Below are 17,875 nucleotides of genomic sequence, written 5' to 3'. Positions count from 1 at the left end.
TGCCGGGGGACTTTGCATGAAGATTCGTGGCTCAGCTCTGGCGGAACCGGGAGAGGAAGTCTTTCGTCTCTTGGCGCTGGGGGTTGCCGAAGACCTCGGCGGGAGCGCCTTCCTCGCAGATGACGCCCTGGTTCATGTACACCACATGGGTGGAGACGTCCCGGGCGAAGGCCATCTCGTGGGTCACCACCAGCATGGTCATGCCCTCATTGGCCAGGGCCTGCATGACGGTGAGGACTTCACCCACCATCTCCGGATCCAGAGCGGAGGTGGGCTCGTCAAAGAGCAGCACTTCCGGATCCATGGCCAGGGCCCGGGCGATGGCCACCCGCTGCTTCTGGCCGCCGGAGATCTGCCGGGGCTTGGCGTTGATATAGGGAGCCATGCCCACCTTTTCCAGATAGTTCATGGCACTCTTGCGGGCGTCCTCCCGGTTCTTTTTGAGAACCTTCACCTGGCCCACCATGCAGTTTTCCAGCACGGTCATGTTGTTGAAGAGGTTAAAGGACTGGAACACCATGCCCACATGGGAGCGGTAGTTGGCGGCATTGACGCCCCGGCCGGCCACGTCCTGGCCGTGGTAGAGGATCTCCCCGGAGGTGGGGGTTTCCAGCAGGTTGATGCACCGCAGCAGGGTGGATTTGCCGGAGCCGGAGGCTCCGATGATGGAGATGACATCTCCCTTGTCCACAGTGAAGTCGATATCCCGTAGTACCTGGTTGGTGCCGAACGCCTTGGAGAGGTGCCGGACCTCTAAAATCAGTTCACCCATATCAGCGATCTCCTCTCGTGCTGCCGTTGCGGTTTTTCAGGGCCTGCTTGGTGCGCTCCCGGTACTCCTTGCTGTGCTCGTCGAAGGGGGTGCCCCGGTCCGGATGGCTGTAAGTCCCGGCGGTCATGGTCAGGGAATCCGTCTGCACCAGTTCGTAGCTGTCGGAGCCATCCAGCAGCTTTTCGATCCACCGCAGGGCGAAGGAGGCGATGAGGGTCATGGTGAGATAGCCCACCATTTCGATGGCCGCGGAGGGAAAGTACATGTTGTTGACACCCACGATATAGCGGTGGGCGGCGAAGAACTCCGTAAAGGAGATGATGAACATGACGGAGGAGTCCTTGATGTTGATAATGAAGTTGTTGCCGATCTGGGGAATGATATTGCGGATGGCCTGGGGCAGAATAACGGAGGTCATGGTCTGCACGTGTGTCATGCCGATGGCCTTGGCGCCCTCCGTCTGGCCCGGGTCAATGGAGATGATGCCGCCCCGGACGGATTCGGCCATGTAGGCGCCGGTGTTGATGGACACCACGATGATGGAGGCCAGCCAGATGCCGCTGTTGCCGGAGAAGGCCACCTGTCCGTCGGTGAAATAGGGCAGGCCGTAGTAAATGAACACGGCCTGGAGCACCATGGGGGTGCCCCGGAAGACCTCCACATAGATCCGTACGATCACCCGCACCAGCTTCAAAAAGAAGCGCTTGACGGGAGGATCATTCTTGGCGTAGGGGATTGTGTTGAGGATGCCGCACACCAGGCCGATGATGCAGCCGATCACCGTGGCGACAACGGCCAGGATGATGGTGTTTTTGATGCCGTTCCAGTACATGGGAGAGTACTTGGTCCAGAGTACGACGATGTCCTGACCCAGCTCCAACAGCTTTTCCATGGAGGGGATTCGCTCCTTTCGTTAAAGACACGGCAGCCTCCAGCCCCGTTCAGGGCTGGAGGCACGTGTGTAAAATTACAGGTCTGCCGGGAACTTAGACCTCAGGCTGGACGGCGATGGCCTCGTCCATCAGGGTGTTGAAGTCATCCTCGGTCATGGTGGAGAGGACGGCGTCGATGGCGTCCTTGAGGGCGGTGTTGCCCTTCTGGACGGAGATGCCGATGTTCACGTTCTCGGCCCGCTCCTCCTCGGTGGCAAACTGGAAGTCGCCGTCAGTGCCGGAGAAGTTCAGGATCACCAGGCTGTCGTCCTTGGCCACAGCGCCCATGGCGGTGGGCATGTCGGTGCAGATGAAGTCTACGGTGCCGGTCTGCAGCTGCATGATCATGGCAGGAGCAGTCTCGGCGGGAGCCAGCAGGTTGGCGTTTTCAATCTGGGGCAGGCAGGAGTCATACCAGATGGTGCCGGACTGGGCGGTGCAGGTACCGCCGGCCAGATCTGCAATGGAGGTAGCGGAGGCATAGGGGCTGTCCTTGGTGGTCACGCACACGATGGTGGCGTAGTAGTAGGGGCCTGCCATGTCCACCTCGGCCATACGGTCAGCAGTCATGGACTGGCCGGCGATGTTGGCGTCCATGGTGCCGGCCTGGACAGCGGGAGTCAGGGAATCCCATGCACTGGAGACGACCTCCAGCTCCCAGCCGTAGGCGTCGCAGATCTTCTGAGCGATCATGACGTCATAGCCGTTGGCATAGGCGCCGGGCACGTTGGAGATGGGCACAGCGCCGTTGGAATCATCCATCTGGGTCCAGTTGTAGGGAGCATAGGCACACTCCATACCCACGGTGAATACGCCGTCCTCCAGGCCGGGGATGTCGCTGGTATCGGTCTGCGCCTCGGTACCCTCAGTCTGGGTGGTCTCCTCGTCGGTGGTGGTCTCGGTGGTGTCGCTGCCGCCGCAGGCGGTCAGGGACAGGGCCATGCACAGGGCCAGCAGCAAAGTTACAAATCTTCTCATCTTCGTCACCTTTCCAAAAAATTGATTGTTGCGGCGTGAAAAAACCGGTTCTCCCGCCGTCCGCCGCTGGGGCCGGAGAACAAAAAATGAACCGCTTTGTCAAGCGGTCCATGGAAAAGGCGGAATGACGCAAGGATTCCGACAGCCATTGATAGCGCTTCACAAAGTCTTGTGACAGTCCGGCGGGTATTTCCCGACGGCCCAGCGCCCCGGAGCCAGGCAGCTCCAAAACACTTCGGCGATGTCCCCTTTCCCGCCCGGCGGCTGCCTGGCCTTGCCGGAGGGTACTGATGAACCTCGCGCCTCTATCTAAGCGATTCAATTTTGAGGGCATCATACCACCAGGAAGGAGCGCTGTCAACGGGCAGAATTGGAAATATTGGAAATTTTGTGCATCCTGTCGGGAAAAACCGGAAAAAAAGACGTTGCGTCTGTGGGAAGGGCATGGTAGTGTAGAGCCAGACGCTGAAAGAAAGGAAGTTTTTCGTGCAGAATTTTGAACTGGCCATTCTGGACGCTATCCAGGCCCATCTTCGCTGCGGCTTTCTGGATGCGGTGCTGCCTGCCGTCAGCTGGACCTGCAACCACGGAGAGCTATGGATTTTGCTGGCGGTGGTGCTGGTGCTCTTCCGCAAGACCCGCCGCCAGGGCTGGAGCGTGGGATGCGCCCTGGTGTTGGACCTCATCTGCTGCAATCTGATCCTCAAGCCCCTGGTGGGCCGCATCCGGCCCTTTGCGGTGAATACCGCCGTGGAACTGTTGACGGCCCCTCCTCTGGATGCCTCTTTCCCCTCAGGACACACGGCGGCCTCTTTTGCGGCGGTATTCGCTCTCAAGGCCAGCGGCTCCCGGCTGTGGAAGCCCGCCCTGGCAGTTGCGGTGGTCATCGCCTTTTCCCGGCTGTACCTGTATGTCCACTGGCCCAGCGACGTGCTCTGCGGAGCGCTGCTGGGCGCAGCTCTGGGGTATGCCGGCGCGTATCTGGTGAAAGTCCTTTACCACCGGACGGGACGCCTTCCCTAAAAAACACCAGCCGCGGACGCAATGCCGTCCGCGGCTGGTGCGCTGTTTTTGGGAAAAATCAGTGCTGGGTGCCGTCCTCCTCGCCGGGGTGGAGGAACTTGCGGATGGCGAAGATCCCCGCCACGGCGCCTACCCCCAGGAGGGTATCCAGGGAGCTGCCGTGGGTGACGATCATCTGCCGGGCGATGGTGAAGAGCAGCACGTCGATGACAGAGGCGGCGGTGTGGAGAGCCAGCATCTTCACAAACTCCAGTCCCATCACCAGCAGCAGCGCTCCCGAGAGGAAATCTCCCACGGAGAAACTCTCCGGCACGGCGGTGAGGTCCGCGGCAGTCTGATAGAACAGCATGACGGCGCCGGCCACGATGACCACCAGAATGGCGGCGGCCAGCACCAGTTCCAAAATCCGGGTGATTTTCAAAAGCAGGGTGTGGGGATCTTTCATGGGAGTCTCCTTTTGTGGGAAAATGTATGGATTCAGTTTATCAGAAATCCCGCCGCCGTCAAGGCCCGCCTTGCGCAAAGGCAAAACTTGGGGTATACTATTTTAATCTGTGAATTCATTCCAGGAGGCAATCCCATGAAGCTCATGGCCATTGACGGCAACAGCATCATCAACCGGGCCTATTACGGCATCCGCCCCCTTACCACCCGGGACGGGCTCTATACCCACGCCGTGTTCGGCTTTCTCACCACGCTGCTGCGGCTGCGGGAGGAGGAGAAGCCCGACGCGGTGTGCGTCACCTTCGATGTCCACGCCCCCACCTTCCGCCACACGGCGGACGAGGCGTACAAGGCCACCCGCAAGCCCATGCCGGAGGAGCTGCGCATGCAGATGCCGGTGCTCAAGGAAGTCCTGGACGCCCTGAACATCCCCCGCTATGAGCTGGAGGGATGGGAGGCGGACGATTTGCTTGGCACCATTTCCCGCAAGTGTGAGGCATCGGACTGGGAGTGCGTGGTGGTGACGGGGGACAAGGACTCCCTGCAGCTCATCACCGACAAGACCAAGGTGAAGCTGGTGTCAACCCGCATGGGCCAGACCACTACCAAGGACATGACTCCGGCGGCCTTCCGGGAACAATACGGCTTCGATCCCATCCACATGATCGACCTCAAGGCCCTCATGGGGGACGCCTCCGACAACATCCCCGGCGTCCCCGGTGTGGGAGAGAAGACCGCCATGGATCTCATCCAGAAGTATGGCAGCATCGAGACCCTCTACGAGAAGATGCCGGACATCGAGGCAAAGCCCGCCGCCATCCGAAAACTGGCCGCTGGGGAGGAGAGCGCCCGCCATTCCTATTGGCTGGCCACCATTGCCACCGACGCGCCGCTGGAGTTCCGCCCGGAGGACAATCTGGTGCGTGACCCCGGCCCGGCGGCGTACCCCCTCTTTTTGCGCCTGGAGTTCACCAAGCTCATCGAGCGCTTCGGCCTTACAGCGGAACCGGCTGCCCAGGCGGCGGAGAAAAAAGCCGCGGACTTTACCGTGACAGTAGAGCAGGTGACGGAGCCGCAGCAGGCGGAGCAACTGCTCTCCCTGTGGCGGAAAGCGGATCACGTGGCCCTGCTGGCCCTGCCGGACCTCACCGGCGTGTCGGTGGTGTGCGGGACCGGGGAGACGACTGCCCTGACGGCGGAGCTGTTCTTCGACCAGTATCAGGGGGATTGGAATGGCCTTTTGCGGGCGTTGTTCTCCGCCGATATCAAAAAGGTCTCCCACAACGTCAAAGACCTCATGCGCACGTTGCTGGAAAATGGACTCCCTGCTGAGGGCTTCATCTTTGACACAGCCCTGGCGGCCTACCTGCTGGACGCAACGGCGGGAAGCTACGACTTGGCGCGCCTCTTTGTGACTTATTACAATGAGGAGCTGCCCAAGCCTCTCCATCTGGAAAAGGACGCCTTCTCCCTGCTGGGAGACCCGGCGGCGGCCCAGGCCAGCTTCGATCGATACGCCGCGGCGGTGGACGCCCTGTACGAAACACTGGTCCCCAAGCTCCGGGAGAAGGATCTGTGGGATCTGCTCCAAACGGTGGAGATGCCTCTTTGCCGGGTACTGGCGGAGATGGAGCTGGCCGGCTGCCGGGTGGATGCCCGGGCTCTGGCCACCTTTGGAGAGCTGCTCTCCGCCCGGGCCGGGGAGATTCAGCAGCGGATCTATGATATGGCGGGGGAGGAGTTCAACATCAACTCCCCCAAGCAGCTGGGGGGAATCCTCTTTGACAAGCTGGGCCTGCCCCACGGCAAGAAGACGAAGACCGGCTGGTCCACCAATGCCGACGCGCTGGAAAAGCTCCGTTATGAGGCCCCTATCGTGGGGGCGGTGCTGGAGTACCGCCAGCTTACCAAGCTCAAGTCCACCTATGCCGACGGTTTGCTCAAGGCCATGGACAGCGACGGCAGGGTGCGTACCTCTTTCCAGATGACGGTGACCGCCACCGGCCGCCTGAGCTCCACGGAGCCCAATCTCCAGAACATTCCCACCCGCACGGACCTGGGCAGTGAGATCCGCAAGATGTTCATTCCCGCCGATGGGTGTGTGCTGGTGGATGCGGACTACTCCCAGATCGAGCTGCGGCTCCTGGCCCACATCTCCGGCGATGAGGGGATGCGGGAGGCTTTCCTCTCCGGCGGGGACTTTCACGCCGAGACGGCGGCCAAGGTGTTCCATGTGGCGCCCCAGGACGTGACCCATGAGATGCGCCGCCGGGCCAAGGCGGTGAACTTCGGCATCGTCTACGGCATCTCCGCCTTTTCCCTGAGCCAGGACATCGGCTCCACGGTGGCGGAGGCCAAGGCATATATGGAGGCGTATTTTGCCACCTTCCCTGGTGTGCGGAAGTATATGGACGCCGTGGTGGAAAAGGCCCGGGAGACAGGCTTTGTGGAGACACTGTTCCACCGGCGGCGGGATCTGCCGGAGCTCACCTCCTCCAACCGCAACCTGCGCGCCTTCGGTGAGCGGGTGGCGCTGAATATGCCCATCCAGGGCACGGCAGCGGACATCATGAAGCTGGCTATGATCGCCGTGTGGCGGCGGCTGAAAGATGACCTGCCCCAGGCCCGGCTGGTGCTCCAGGTTCACGACGAACTGATCGTGGAGTGCCCGGAGGCGGATGCCCCGGAGGTGGCCCGGATCCTGGCCGAGGAGATGGAGCGGGTGGTGACCCTTTCTGTGCCCCTGACAGCGGAAGCCCACTGGGGCAAAAACTGGCTGGAAGCCAAGGATTGAGTCGGGAAGCGGAACAAAATCCAAGTTGCCGCCTGCGGGCGGAGAGGAGAAAACGATGAGAGAACAAATGCATGTGCGTATCGTGCCCATGAATGCCGACCATCTGGACGAGATTGCAGAGCTGGAGCAGGTCTGTTTTTCCACCCCCTGGTCCCGGAACATGCTGGCAGAGGAGCTGGACAACGCCTGCTCCGCCTTCCTGGTGGCTCTAGACGACGGGGGCCACGTGGCGGGCTATGCCGGCTTGCAGGTGATTTTGGACGAGGGTTATATCACCAATGTGGCGGTGCAGCCGGAGTATCGTCGTCAGGGAGTGGCAGGGCAGCTGCTGGCGGTGTTTTTGAACTTCGCCAAAGGCAATCACCTGGCCTTTTTGACGTTGGAGGTGCGGGCATCCAATTACGGTGCCATCGCCCTTTACGGCGGGCTGGGCTTTCGCAGTGTGGGCCGCCGGAAGAATTACTATGAGCATCCCAAGGAGGATGCCATCATCATGACGAAGGAGTTTGACTATGGAGCTGAAGCTGCCGACGCCGGAACAGCTGGAGACGGTGTATGACGCCCATCTGAAAGTTTCTTTCCCGGCGGCGGAATTGAAGCCCCTGCGGATCATCCGCCGGATGCTGGAGGACGGGTATTACCGGCCCTGGTGCCTCTTTGACGGATCGGAGATCGTGGGAGAGTGCTTTTTGTGGCTGGGAGACCCGGGCTGGGCGTTGCTGGATTATCTGTGCGTTTCCCCCCGCTGCCGCAATGGGGGCGTGGGGGCGCTGCTGATCGGGAAGATGCTGGAGGCGGAGCCGGGTATGGTGATCCTGGGGGAGAGTGAGATGCCGGAATACGCACCGGACCCCGACATGGCCCGGCGGCGGCTGGGATTTTATGCCCGCAACCACGCCCGGCTGGCCGGGTACGATACGGAGATGTTCGGCGTGCCCTACAAGACACTGTATTGGGCGGAGCAGCCCATGGCGGATCAGCGGCTCATGGAGGCCCACCGGGATATCTATTTGAAGCGATTCTCCCCGGACAAATACGCCCGGTATGTGCGCATCCCCCGGGCGCCCGGCGCCAAGCCGCTGCCCAAAGTGGCCTGGAACGAATGAAAGAGAGGGAATAGACCCAATGAAGATCCTTGCATTTGAGTCCTCCTGTGACGAGACTGCCGTGGCGGTGGTGGAGGACGGCCGCAGAGAGCTCTCGGATATGGTGGCCTCCCAGGCGGATATGCACGCCCTTTACGGCGGCGTGGTGCCGGAGATCGCCTCCCGCAAGCACGTGGAGGTCATCGCCGCCCTGACGGAGCAGGCTCTGGCCCAGGCAAACTGCACCCGGCAGGATATCGACGCTGTGGCAGTCACCTATGCCCCAGGGCTGATCGGCGCGGTGCTGGTGGGGCTGAGCTTCGCCAAGTCTATGGCATACGGGCTGGGAGTGCCGTTGATCCCGGTGCACCATGTCCGAGGCCATATCGCCGCCAATTACCTGGCCTTCCCGGAGCTGGAACCGCCCTTCCTGGCTCTGGCCATCTCCGGCGGCAATACGCTGCTGGTGGATGTGGCGGATTACACGGATATGCACATCCTGGGGGCAACCCGGGACGACGCTGCCGGCGAGTGCTTTGACAAGGCTGCCCGGGTGTTGGAGCTGCCCTATCCCGGCGGAAAGCCTATGGACGATTTGGCGCAGGGCTCCAAGGGCGGCGTGTACCAGCTGCCTCATGTCCATGTGGACGGTGCGGAGCTGGATATGAGTTTTTCCGGGTTGAAAACCGCGGTGGTGAACCTGGCTCACCATGCCCAGCAGGTAGGCCAGGAGCTGGATCGGGCAGCCCTGGCCCGGGACTTTGCCCAGGCGGTCAGCGATGCCTTGGTGCCCCGTGCCATGGCGGCGGCCCGTCAGGCGGGACGCAAGGTGATCGTAGCTGCCGGCGGCGTAGCGGCCAACAGTATCATCCGTGGCGACCTGGAGGCAGCCTGCCGCCGGGAGGGGTGCCGGCTGTATCTGCCGCCGCTGAAGCTGTGCGGGGACAACGGCGCCATGATCGGTGCCCAGGGGTATTACGAGTATCTGGCCGGGCACACAGCGGGGATGGAACTCAATGCTTACGCTACCCGGGACATCTCTCAGGGGGCGTGAGGAGAAAACGGACAAGGGGAGCAGCGCTTTAAGCGCCGCTCCCCTTGCATTTTTGCATATTTGAAAAACAGATGAGATTGCATGTAAAGCGTTTAAGCTTGCTTTTTTGACGGCGTCAGGGTTTCATTTGCAAAAAATGTGGATTTTCAAAATAATTTTTGAGAAAAGGGAGAAATTAAAATGCAGATAAAAAATTATGTAAATTAAAATCAAAATATTACATGGTGAAAAAGTCAGTTTGCAGGTTTTACATTAAATGGAAAATAGTAATAAAATAACTGATATATAAGGGAAAAATGAATGTGGAAAAGCGTGTGGAAAATGTGAATAACTTTTTGTAGAAATAGGTTGCACTTTATTTTATGTTAATATCAAAAAAAGCTTGCAAAAGACGAAAACTGGAAAACCCAGGAAAAACATAGCGAAAATTCTTGTGGGGAAGAGAAAAAAATCCGAGATAAAATCGCCATATTTTCTGCTTGACGCGCCAACATTCCCAGATTTTCGACAAAAGAGTCAAACAAAAAATGCAGGACTTCCTTCAAAAATACGTACTGTATTATACGGGCGGTGGCGCATATTCGGAAAGACTCCTGAAAAAGGTGTTGACGTTCCTGGGAAAGTGTGCTAAAATCACTTTCGCTCGAGTGTGTAAGCGGCGGATTTTGATACTTCTGACAACCTTTTTCGTTCTTTCAAAAATTGATTTGCTAGTGTAGCTCAGTCGGTAGAGCAGCTGATTCGTAATCAGCAGGTCAGGTGTTCGAGTCACCCCACTAGCTCCACGAAACGCCCCGAAAACGATTGTTTTCGGGGCGTTTTGCTATGTAAGAAGTTCTCGTTTTGAGAGGGCAGCTAGGCCTAGACCCACACCGTGACCCACACCGCGCAAAAAAACGCAGCGCACCGGCAGGGAAGTTCGGCTTCCCAACCGGTGCGCTGTGCTGTTTGTTTCTGGCTGTCCTTACCGCACCTGCGCCATGAGGTCGCCTATGGTCTGAGCCGCCTCGTCCTGCTTCTGCCGGGTGGTGTGAGTGTAGGCCGGCCGGGTGAACCCAGCGCCGTAGTGGCCAACATGGCGGAGACGGTTTAATGTTCACGCCGTTCTGGAGGGTCAGAGTGGGCATGAGAAAGAAATTCAAATCAGAGGAACTCAAGCACCTTGGAGAGAATCCCTGCACGCCGCAGGTGACGGCTGTTAGCAGGAGTTGGCAAAGCTTTTGCTTCATGAGGACGATCGTGAGATTGCCACAGGGAAGTCACCCGAAGGTATGCTGCACCTGCGGAAAATTAAATTTATCCTGGACTTGGGGAACAATTTCAATCGGTTGCCGGCAGTTTGCATGGCAGACCCGTGCGGAGCTGCTTTAGATTTTACTTGTGTCATTTTGGGGAATGCGGTAAAATTATAAAAATTGATGGTTATTTTTTTACCTTCTGAGCGAATAGGAGTATGACCATGGCAACACTGAAAGAGATTGCCCGTATCGCCGGAGTATCTTCGGCGACGGTGTCTAGGGTTTTGAATCAGGATCCCTCCCTCAGCGTAACGGAGGAAACGAGAAAGCGGGTTGTACAGACCGCCAAGGATCTGGCATATCAGACAGTTCAACAGCGTTATCAGGCAGCCAGATCCACGGAAGGGGCTGACGGTCAAAAGCAGCCCGGCAGGGCGGAGAAACGCATCGGGATTGCGCAGATGTTTGAAAAGGAGCAGCTCTCCGAAGACATCTACTATATGATTCTGAAAAATGTTCTGGACGAGGTATGCTTTGAACGGCATTGGAGCACTGTGATGCTGTTTCGCAATGACCAAGGACATTTTATCAAGAACGATGACCTGCCTCTGGATGGGATTGTGGCCATAGGCCGCTTTACTCTGGGCGAGATCCAGGATTTTCACTGTTATACCGACAACATCGTGTTTCTGGACTCATCTCCGGATGAGGAACGGTATTGCAGCATTGTTCCCAATTATCGCCTGGCGGTACGGCAGGTGCTGGACTGCTTCCGGGAGAACGGATATGAGCGGGTGGCGTATCTGGGGAGCGTGTATACCTTCGGCGCAACCAAAGAACTATCCATGGATCCAAGATTCTATTACTACAAAAACTCCCTGCTGGAGCGGGAGGTCTATGACCCGGAACTGGTTTTGGACTGTGAGATGAATTCTGCCAGCAGCTATGCAGTGGTAAAGGCGTATCTGGAGAGCGGAAAGAAGATTCCGGAGGCCATTTTTGCCGCCAGCGATGTGGTAGCCCCGGGCCTGCTGAAGGCCTTGCGGGAATTTCATATCCGGGTTCCTGAGGATGTGGGGGTCATTACCTTCAACAACACCAGCCTGTCCCGGCTTTCGGAGCCGCCCCTCTCCTCGGTGGAAGTGTTTCTCCTGGAAAACGCAGATGCGGCGGCGATCTGTATGGAGCTGCTCTGGCAGAAGAAAATCCATCCCAAACAGATCATCATCTCCTGCCGCCTGGAAGAGCGGGGCAGCGTCAAAAAAAAGTAAATATGTGGGAAATGCAGAAGAGGTTCTCTTCTGCATTTTTCATAAAAAAGAGTAATTGTTTTAGTTAATAATTTACTAAAATGAACGTAACGAAATAAAACTTTTAGTAATGGCGTTGACGGGCCTGTAACGGAATGATATTCTTGTTATTATAGTAAGAAAATAAAGAGGGGGAAGCGCTTTGGGTATTGCAGTTAGCACAAAAAATACCATTTTTCTCTTGAGTACAAAATCTACGAGTTAACCCAGCAACTGAAAGCGAAAAAGGTGGAAAACTAATGTATCTTGGCGTAGACTACTATCCCGAGCAATGGGATCCCTCCCTGCTGGAGGAGGATCTGGACAATATCTGTGAACTGGGGTGCAATGCCATCCGCATTGCGGAATTCGGCTGGCACCTCATGGAGCCGGCAGAGGGGCAGTACGACTTCTCCTTTTTCGACCATGTGATTGAGCGGGCCAAAGTCCGGGGACTGTCCATTGTCATGGGCACCCCCACGGCCACCATTCCTGCCTGGCTTGCCAAAAAGCACCCGGACATCCTCTCGGAATTTGAGGATGGAACCAAACGGGTCTTCGGCGGACGGCATGTGTACTGCTTCAATAGTCCCACGCTGTACCGGTACGCAGAGGGCATCATCCGGGCGATGGCAGAGCATTACAAGGGCGAGAAGGCCATCGTGGCCTGGCAGATCGACAACGAATTCGGCCATGAGGACAGCGACATCTGCTGGTGCCCTCAGTGCCGGGATGCCTTCCAGGCCTATTTGAAGGAGAAGTTCCACGGGAACATCGGATCGCTCAACGATGCCTACGGCACGGTGTTTTGGTCCCAGACGTACAACGATTTTGGCGAGATCCCTCTGCCTGCCCGAACCATCACCACCCACAACCCGGCTCTTCGGCTGGACTGGGAGCGATTCCGCAGTGAGAGCATTGTGAAGTTTGCCGCCTTTCAGGCCCGGCTGCTCCGGGAGATCATTCCCGGCGTGGTGGAGATCCACGATTTCCCGGGCGGGGGACTGGGCAAGCATGCGGATTACTCCGCTGTGTCCAAGCATCTGGATGTAGCCGCCTACAACAACTACCCCGTATGGGGCGGCCAGCCTGAGCCGCTGCCGCCCAATGAGATCGCCTTCGGCCTGGACTACATCCGGGGCTTGAAACAGCGGAATTTCTGGATCACCGAGGCCATTATGGGCGCCCAGGGACACGATATCACTGGCTTTTCCCCCCGGCCCAACCAGGCGAAGATGTGGGCGTACCAGGCTATGGCCCGGGGCTGCGAATCCCTGTTCTTCTTCCGTTACCGGGGCGCCACCAAAGGCGCCGAGCAGTTCTGCTACGGCGTTCTAGATCCGGACAATGTCAAGCGCCGGAAATTCTATGAGGTGCAGAGCTTCTTCCGGGACATTCGGCAGTATGCGTCTGAGCTGGAGACCCCCATCACCAGTCAAGTGGCCATCGTGTACGACTACGACTCCCTGGCGGCATTTCGCATCCAACGCCAGAGTGAGCTGCTGGACTGCGAAGCCGAGATGAAGAAATACCATAAATTCTTCTATGACCGCAATGTCCCTGTGGATGTGATCCCTGCGGACCGTGACCTTACCGGCTATCAGGTAGTGATCCTGCCTCAGATGATCATTGCCAAGCCGGACTTCCAGCGCAAGCTCCGGGATTTTGCGCAGCGGGGTGGAACGGTGGTTCTGACCTACCGGGATTTTGTCAAGGACCCTGACAATAACCTGGTGCTGGGCAAGCAGCTTCCCATCGATTTTACCGATTTTGCCGGTGTCTGCGTGGCGGAGACGGAGAGCCTGCAGGAGGGGCAGAAGTTCCCCGTGACAGGAGAGGGAAATTTTGCCGGCGTACAGGGCCAAGGCGGGATTTTTCGGGATATGCTGGAGGTTCACGGAGCGGATGTGCTGCTGCGGTACCATGACGCGTTTTATCAGGAATTTGCCGCCGTCACCCGAAAGGCCCAGAAAGACGGATGGGTGTATGATCTGGGCTGCGGCCTGGAGGAGTCGGTTCTGGACAAGATTCTGGAAGAAATTTCCGTTCAGCAGAACCTCCCGCTGGAGGACTCCGCTGCCGGGGTGGAAGTGATCTGCCGGGGCACTGGAGAAGACCGGGTACGGATGGTCATCAACCACAATGCCCAGGAAGCCGTGTATGATGGCAAGCCGGTGGCCCCCTTCCAGTGTTGGGTGGAGCCTGCCGCGGAATAAAATTGGTTTGCATGACGGAAAAACGTCAAGGGAGCAGATCCCAAACGGGATCTGCTCCCTTGCTGCGTGATACCGGAATCGGTGCCTGAACGAGCGGCGCGGAATCTTTGCGGCGCGTGGTATTCGCGGGTGAGAGATCCACATTGTAGCATCTTTACAAGAACACCCCGAAACCAACCATTTTCGGGACGCCTTTTTTGCGGGAAGTTCCGGATTTGAGGAACACCAAACTCACGACACACGCCTCGGGAAAAACGCAGCGCACCGGCAGGGAAGTTCCCGCCGGGTGCGCTGTCTGCGCACCATTTTCCCGGAGCAGTATGCTATACTCAAAAAGATTCCCACCGGAAGCCGAAAAGATGACGGATTACGGGAAGAGGTGACGCGGCCGCAATACCTGCTGTCGACTCTGCGCGGCTCAGTGATGAAAGATGAAGATTTATATCGCCCCGTCCGAGCTCCGTCCCCGGAGTAATTCGATTGCCATACACTTGCCGCGTGAAACGAAGACGAAGGCTCCCGGTATTCCCGCCTAGGGATTTTCCTTCCCCCGTTGGGCTGCGGAGAATCGAGTGGGGCGGGGCGTTGTTCTCATGTTTCCCTGCTGGAAAAAACTTGAATGAAGTCGCAGACTCTAGTACAATGATAAACAAAATTCAGTGATACGAAAGAACGCTGGGCAAACTTGCCGCAGGGAGAAGCGTCTATGAATGAATTCTTCTTACACGAGCAGCTATGTGCTTTGGAGAATATCGCCAAACAGTATCCGCAGGGGATGGATTGCAGTCAGCGGATCAGAAAAACCTCCGATCAGATCATTTCGCAGGTCTATCGGGTTGCTGTCATTGGAGAGTTTAAAAGAGGAAAGTCCAGTCTTATCAATGCGCTTCTGGGCGCGGATGTTCTTCCAACCGATATTTTACCGATGACCGCGGCCATCAACCGGGTGCTTTACGGGGAAAAGAAACAGATTACCATCCGTTACAGGGATGGCCGTACGGAAGACCGGTCTGTGGAGGAACTGATCGATTTTGGAACCAAGTACGATGTACAACGGGGGGAACGGGCCAAAACGGTGCAGGAAATCGTAGTACACTATCCCTCTGTTTTTTGCAAAAACCATATTGAATTGATTGATACGCCCGGCTTGAACGACAACGATTACATGACAGAGGTTACCATGGGCGTTCTGGGGGAGGTGGACGCGGCAATCTTTGTGACCTCCGCCCGGGAGCCGCTCAGCATGTCTGAGCAGGCGTCCATTCAAATGCTCATTCATCAAAGAGGCATTCATCATATTATTTTTGTCATCACCTGTATTGATGTATTCTCTCCCGGAAGAGAGCAGGACCGGGTGATCCAGCTGGTTCGCAGGCGATTGTGTGAAAACACCTTGTCTGCTGCGGAAGCCGCTTACAGCGATGATGCGGATCTGCTGGAAAAAGCCCGCCGGATTTTGTCGGATCCGGATATCTATGCGGTTTCTTCTTTGCAGGCCATGCGAGGGTTCATCCGTGATGATGAGGAACTCTTGGAGGAGAGCAGATTTCCCACTTTCAAGAACTCGCTTTTGGACTACTTGACATCAGCGCAAAGTGCGGATATGGCGGTAAAAACCATGGATCTGGCGGCGGAAGTGGGCCGGCATTTGGAAACTTGGTATCAGGGGGCCGCCGGCAGCCTGGATGAGGAATCCTGCCGGATGGAGAGAAAGCTGCAGGCCTATGCCCAGTACGCAAAGCATGCAAATAAACAGTTGGTGGATTTGTTTCAGGCAATGGATGCGTCCCTGAATAGACAGGGCATCTATCCCGAAGCCATGATCCATAACAGGGAACTTGAGGCTGCCGGCCGGAAACCATTCATCACCGGGCTGGGCAGTTTGAGAACCCATACCATCAGCCATCACAATCTGTTGGTGGTACTCCGGCATGCGGCGGATACCGCGGCTGACACGTATGCGGGACTCTGTCGGAGCATGCAGGGCCTTGTGGAGGCGGAAATGCAGAGGGTGGAGAAGACGGTCGCCGCGATGCGGGAAACTGCCGGCCTGGTACCGGAGCCCCTGCGGATCAGTTTGAAGAAATGGCGGAACTGTGTATCCTTCCCGCAATTTTCGTGGAAAGAAGATCCGATCCCTTCGTCGAAGGATTTGACCCGGGTGGATATCATGCCTCAAGTAAATCGCGCCCTCACAAGCGCGCTGCGTTTTTGGGGCGGGCAGGTGGAAGCCTATGTTTCATCCTGGCGCAGTGTTTTGATGCGGCAGATCCGAGAAGACATCCAAAACAGCGATGAGCACAAGCATGTGGAAGAGAGCCTGGAAAAGCTGCGGATGCAGCGGAGCGCTTTGCAGTTGAATTATGAGCGGCATCAAAAGCTGGCCGCGGAGATTCAGGCCAAGCTTGGTTCACAGCCCTGGTAGTCCTTGCTTCATGTGGAAAGATTGGCGTTCCTGTGCCGGGCCGGAATTAAAAAGGGTTCCCCGAAAACAGCTGTTTTCGGGGAACCCCTTTTGAATGTTGCAGCCCGGAGCGCGCGCATTCAATGAAGCCTACAAGTGGACAGAAAAGGAGGCGTACCGAACCGGAAAGTGTGTCTCCCTGCTTAGGGCGCCGGGCTGCTTTGCCGTCCTCGCAGAGCCGATACCATGGGGGTTCCCACAGTATTGACTTTTCAATGGCCTTTTGCAATAATGATTCCAAAATCGCACATACGTGAGGTGGTCGGGGATGGAATCCACACAGGAATTGGAGCATCGTATTCGGAAAAGCAGTGCGCCGGATATGCTGGAAAAAGATACATTTGCTGCTCCGTCCCTGACGGAATATCTTGCCACGGTGCTGCGTGACCACAGCATGACGGTACAGGACGTGATCCTGCGCTGCAACCTGGATCGCAGCTATGGATACCAGATGTTCAACGGCACCCGGACACCTACCCGGAATTTTCTCCTTCGGCTGTCCCTTCTGCTGAGACTATCGGAGTCGGAGACGCAACGGCTGCTGAAAATTGCCGGGCGTCCCCCTTTGTATGCTCGGAAACGCCGGGACGCGGCAGTGCTGTACGGCTTGATCCATGGATTGACCGTGGAGGAGACGGACGCCCTGCTGCACAGTCTCAACGAGGAGGGGTTGGCCTAAACTGACCCGGCGTGAGTTTGCCTGGTTTTCTCCGCTGCGCCATGGGGGGATTGCCTGCCCGGCTATACCATGGGCTGCAAACTTACTGAAATAGGAAAAAGTGTGCAGGTGTGCACACCAAAAGGAACCGGAATCGTGATACAATTCTCACGATTCCGGTTCCTTTTACTGTGACAGGTTGGTTAGCTCCAGCAGACGGTTGATGACTTCCTGCACTACCCGGAATTGCTCCGGAGGCAGCTGCCGCAGGCGTTCTGCAATGACGTCCACATCGTTGTTTCCCAGATCGCCCATCAGCAGGGTATCGCTGGACACGTGGAGGATCTCGCACATCCTCCGCAGAACTGTCAGTGATACACCGGCCAGACCCCGCTCCACACAGGAGACGTTTTGAGGAGATATTCCGATCAATTCGGCAAATCGCTCCTGGGTCAGGCCGGCGTCTTCCCGGGCTTTCCGGATTTGACGGCCCACCTGTACGTTGATCTCCTTTTTTTCCCGCATTGGCATTCCATCACCTCTTGTCCCTAGTCTATCCAATGGGTGACTTGACGGAAACAATATGTTACATTATAATAACTAAATATAATACATGATTTTAGAAGGCTGCAAAAGAAATAGAAAGAATCGGTGTGAGACAAGCAAAAAGATAGGCGGACGGATTGCTCCTGGGCGACTGGGTGCTATAACGCATCCAAATGGTTCTAGCACTTCGGGGAACTGCCCTTCCGGAGTCATCCTGCCGGGCCCTGCCTGAAGAGTGGGACTCCTGATCGCTCCCGGTATTGCTGGATGCCGGGGGCGTTTTTTTAAAATAAAAAATATGCCTTGGGTTGTCAGAAGGCCGCCATGCAAGAAACGGTATTCCCTGCGCGGAAGCAAGACTGGACTCCGTGCTGAGAGATAT

At 57.1% G+C, this 17,875-nt stretch carries 14 protein-coding genes, 1 tRNA gene and 1 riboswitch; of the genes, 10 read left to right on the top strand and 5 right to left on the bottom strand.

Annotated elements, in window-relative coordinates; genetic code table 11:
* Window positions 1-31: 31 nt before the first annotated feature.
* The 3 genes from ACT67G_RS02685 to ACT67G_RS02675 all read right to left on the bottom strand — a co-directional run bounded on the left by ACT67G_RS02685 (window position 32) and on the right by ACT67G_RS02675 (window position 2,682).
* On the bottom strand, window positions 32-772 hold the full coding sequence (locus tag ACT67G_RS02685; protein WP_325247854.1) for an amino acid ABC transporter ATP-binding protein: 741 nt from the start codon (window positions 770-772) through the stop codon (window positions 32-34).
* Between the two features lies 1 nt (window position 773).
* Window positions 774-1,664 (bottom strand): amino acid ABC transporter permease, encoded by an 891-nt coding sequence (locus ACT67G_RS02680; RefSeq protein WP_443662905.1) that lies wholly within the window; start codon window positions 1,662-1,664, stop codon window positions 774-776.
* A 94-nt stretch (window positions 1,665-1,758) separates the two neighbouring features.
* Window positions 1,759-2,682 carry a transporter substrate-binding domain-containing protein gene (locus ACT67G_RS02675; RefSeq protein WP_443662904.1) on the bottom strand — a complete coding sequence of 308 codons (924 nt, stop codon included), beginning with the start codon at window positions 2,680-2,682 and terminating at the stop codon, window positions 1,759-1,761.
* Between the two features lie 144 nt (window positions 2,683-2,826).
* A riboswitch (Lysine riboswitch) is annotated at window positions 2,827-2,998 on the bottom strand.
* Between the two features lie 170 nt (window positions 2,999-3,168).
* On the opposite strand from ACT67G_RS02675, the gene ACT67G_RS02670 reads away from it, so the two are divergent.
* Window positions 3,169-3,705, top strand: coding sequence for a phosphatase PAP2 family protein (locus ACT67G_RS02670; RefSeq protein WP_325247851.1), 537 nt, complete (start codon window positions 3,169-3,171; stop codon window positions 3,703-3,705).
* A 58-nt stretch (window positions 3,706-3,763) separates the two neighbouring features.
* On the opposite strand, the gene ACT67G_RS02665 is transcribed toward ACT67G_RS02670, so the two are convergent.
* Window positions 3,764-4,150, bottom strand: a complete 387-nt coding sequence (locus tag ACT67G_RS02665) for a hypothetical protein (RefSeq protein WP_326216154.1) — start codon at window positions 4,148-4,150, stop codon at window positions 3,764-3,766.
* A gap of 135 nt (window positions 4,151-4,285) precedes the next feature.
* Between ACT67G_RS02665 and polA the strand changes: the two genes are divergently transcribed.
* The 9 genes from polA (at window position 4,286) to ACT67G_RS02620 (ending at window position 16,968) form a co-directional block, all read left to right on the top strand.
* A complete protein-coding gene (gene polA / locus ACT67G_RS02660) occupies window positions 4,286-6,943 on the top strand; it encodes a DNA polymerase I (protein ID WP_443662903.1) in 2,658 nt (885 codons plus the stop codon).
* Window positions 6,944-6,998: 55 nt separating this feature from the next.
* Window positions 6,999-7,502: a ribosomal protein S18-alanine N-acetyltransferase gene (gene rimI, locus ACT67G_RS02655; RefSeq protein ID WP_325246176.1), complete on the top strand. Its 504-nt coding sequence runs from the start codon at window positions 6,999-7,001 to the stop codon at window positions 7,500-7,502.
* Window positions 7,456-8,049, top strand: a complete 594-nt coding sequence (locus tag ACT67G_RS02650) for a GNAT family N-acetyltransferase (RefSeq protein ID WP_326216151.1) — start codon at window positions 7,456-7,458, stop codon at window positions 8,047-8,049. Before rimI ends, ACT67G_RS02650 begins: the two co-directional genes overlap by 47 nt.
* A gap of 19 nt (window positions 8,050-8,068) precedes the next feature.
* Window positions 8,069-9,082 (top strand): tRNA (adenosine(37)-N6)-threonylcarbamoyltransferase complex transferase subunit TsaD, encoded by a 1,014-nt coding sequence (gene tsaD / locus ACT67G_RS02645; protein WP_443662902.1) that lies wholly within the window; start codon window positions 8,069-8,071, stop codon window positions 9,080-9,082.
* A gap of 709 nt (window positions 9,083-9,791) precedes the next feature.
* Window positions 9,792-9,867 (top strand) — tRNA-Thr (locus tag ACT67G_RS02640).
* A 674-nt stretch (window positions 9,868-10,541) separates the two neighbouring features.
* Window positions 10,542-11,591, top strand: a complete 1,050-nt coding sequence (locus ACT67G_RS02635; RefSeq protein ID WP_326215193.1) for a LacI family DNA-binding transcriptional regulator — start codon at window positions 10,542-10,544, stop codon at window positions 11,589-11,591.
* A 278-nt stretch (window positions 11,592-11,869) separates the two neighbouring features.
* Window positions 11,870-13,825 (top strand): beta-galactosidase, encoded by a 1,956-nt coding sequence (locus ACT67G_RS02630; protein WP_443662901.1) that lies wholly within the window; start codon window positions 11,870-11,872, stop codon window positions 13,823-13,825.
* A 706-nt stretch (window positions 13,826-14,531) separates the two neighbouring features.
* On the top strand, window positions 14,532-16,250 hold the full coding sequence (locus tag ACT67G_RS02625) for a dynamin family protein (protein ID WP_443662900.1): 1,719 nt from the start codon (window positions 14,532-14,534) through the stop codon (window positions 16,248-16,250).
* Window positions 16,251-16,557: 307 nt separating this feature from the next.
* Complete coding sequence (locus tag ACT67G_RS02620; RefSeq protein ID WP_325247833.1) at window positions 16,558-16,968, top strand: hypothetical protein; 411 nt, start codon at window positions 16,558-16,560, stop codon at window positions 16,966-16,968.
* A 165-nt stretch (window positions 16,969-17,133) separates the two neighbouring features.
* Here ACT67G_RS02620 and ACT67G_RS02615 read toward each other — a convergent pair whose 3' ends face one another.
* Window positions 17,134-17,478 carry a helix-turn-helix domain-containing protein gene (locus ACT67G_RS02615; protein WP_443662899.1) on the bottom strand — a complete coding sequence of 115 codons (345 nt, stop codon included), beginning with the start codon at window positions 17,476-17,478 and terminating at the stop codon, window positions 17,134-17,136.
* Window positions 17,479-17,875: the final 397 nt, after the last annotated feature.

It is taken from the genome of Dysosmobacter sp., from assembly GCF_052306735.1.
GTDB lineage: Bacteria > Bacillota > Clostridia > Oscillospirales > Oscillospiraceae > Oscillibacter.
Note: the sequence above shows the minus strand (reverse complement) of the source record. Positions and strands in the feature narration are given on the sequence as shown.

What these genes read in the sequence shown, in the direction of transcription:
- ACT67G_RS02620 (WP_325247833.1), top strand. Translation starts at nt 16,558, where the DNA reads ATGGAATCCACACAGGAATTGGAGCATCGTATTCGGAAAAGCAGTGCG.
- ACT67G_RS02625 (WP_443662900.1), top strand. Translation starts at nt 14,532, where the DNA reads ATGAATGAATTCTTCTTACACGAGCAGCTATGTGCTTTGGAGAATATC.
- ACT67G_RS02675 (WP_443662904.1), bottom strand. Translation starts at nt 2,682, where the DNA reads ATGAGAAGATTTGTAACTTTGCTGCTGGCCCTGTGCATGGCCCTGTCC.
- ACT67G_RS02635 (WP_326215193.1), top strand. Translation starts at nt 10,542, where the DNA reads ATGGCAACACTGAAAGAGATTGCCCGTATCGCCGGAGTATCTTCGGCG.
- ACT67G_RS02650 (WP_326216151.1), top strand. Translation starts at nt 7,456, where the DNA reads ATGGAGCTGAAGCTGCCGACGCCGGAACAGCTGGAGACGGTGTATGAC.
- ACT67G_RS02665 (WP_326216154.1), bottom strand. Translation starts at nt 4,150, where the DNA reads ATGAAAGATCCCCACACCCTGCTTTTGAAAATCACCCGGATTTTGGAA.
- ACT67G_RS02615 (WP_443662899.1), bottom strand. Translation starts at nt 17,478, where the DNA reads ATGCCAATGCGGGAAAAAAAGGAGATCAACGTACAGGTGGGCCGTCAA.
- rimI (WP_325246176.1), top strand. Translation starts at nt 6,999, where the DNA reads ATGAGAGAACAAATGCATGTGCGTATCGTGCCCATGAATGCCGACCAT.
- polA (WP_443662903.1), top strand. Translation starts at nt 4,286, where the DNA reads ATGAAGCTCATGGCCATTGACGGCAACAGCATCATCAACCGGGCCTAT.
- ACT67G_RS02630 (WP_443662901.1), top strand. Translation starts at nt 11,870, where the DNA reads ATGTATCTTGGCGTAGACTACTATCCCGAGCAATGGGATCCCTCCCTG.
- tsaD (WP_443662902.1), top strand. Translation starts at nt 8,069, where the DNA reads ATGAAGATCCTTGCATTTGAGTCCTCCTGTGACGAGACTGCCGTGGCG.
- ACT67G_RS02680 (WP_443662905.1), bottom strand. Translation starts at nt 1,664, where the DNA reads ATGGAAAAGCTGTTGGAGCTGGGTCAGGACATCGTCGTACTCTGGACC.
- ACT67G_RS02685 (WP_325247854.1), bottom strand. Translation starts at nt 772, where the DNA reads ATGGGTGAACTGATTTTAGAGGTCCGGCACCTCTCCAAGGCGTTCGGC.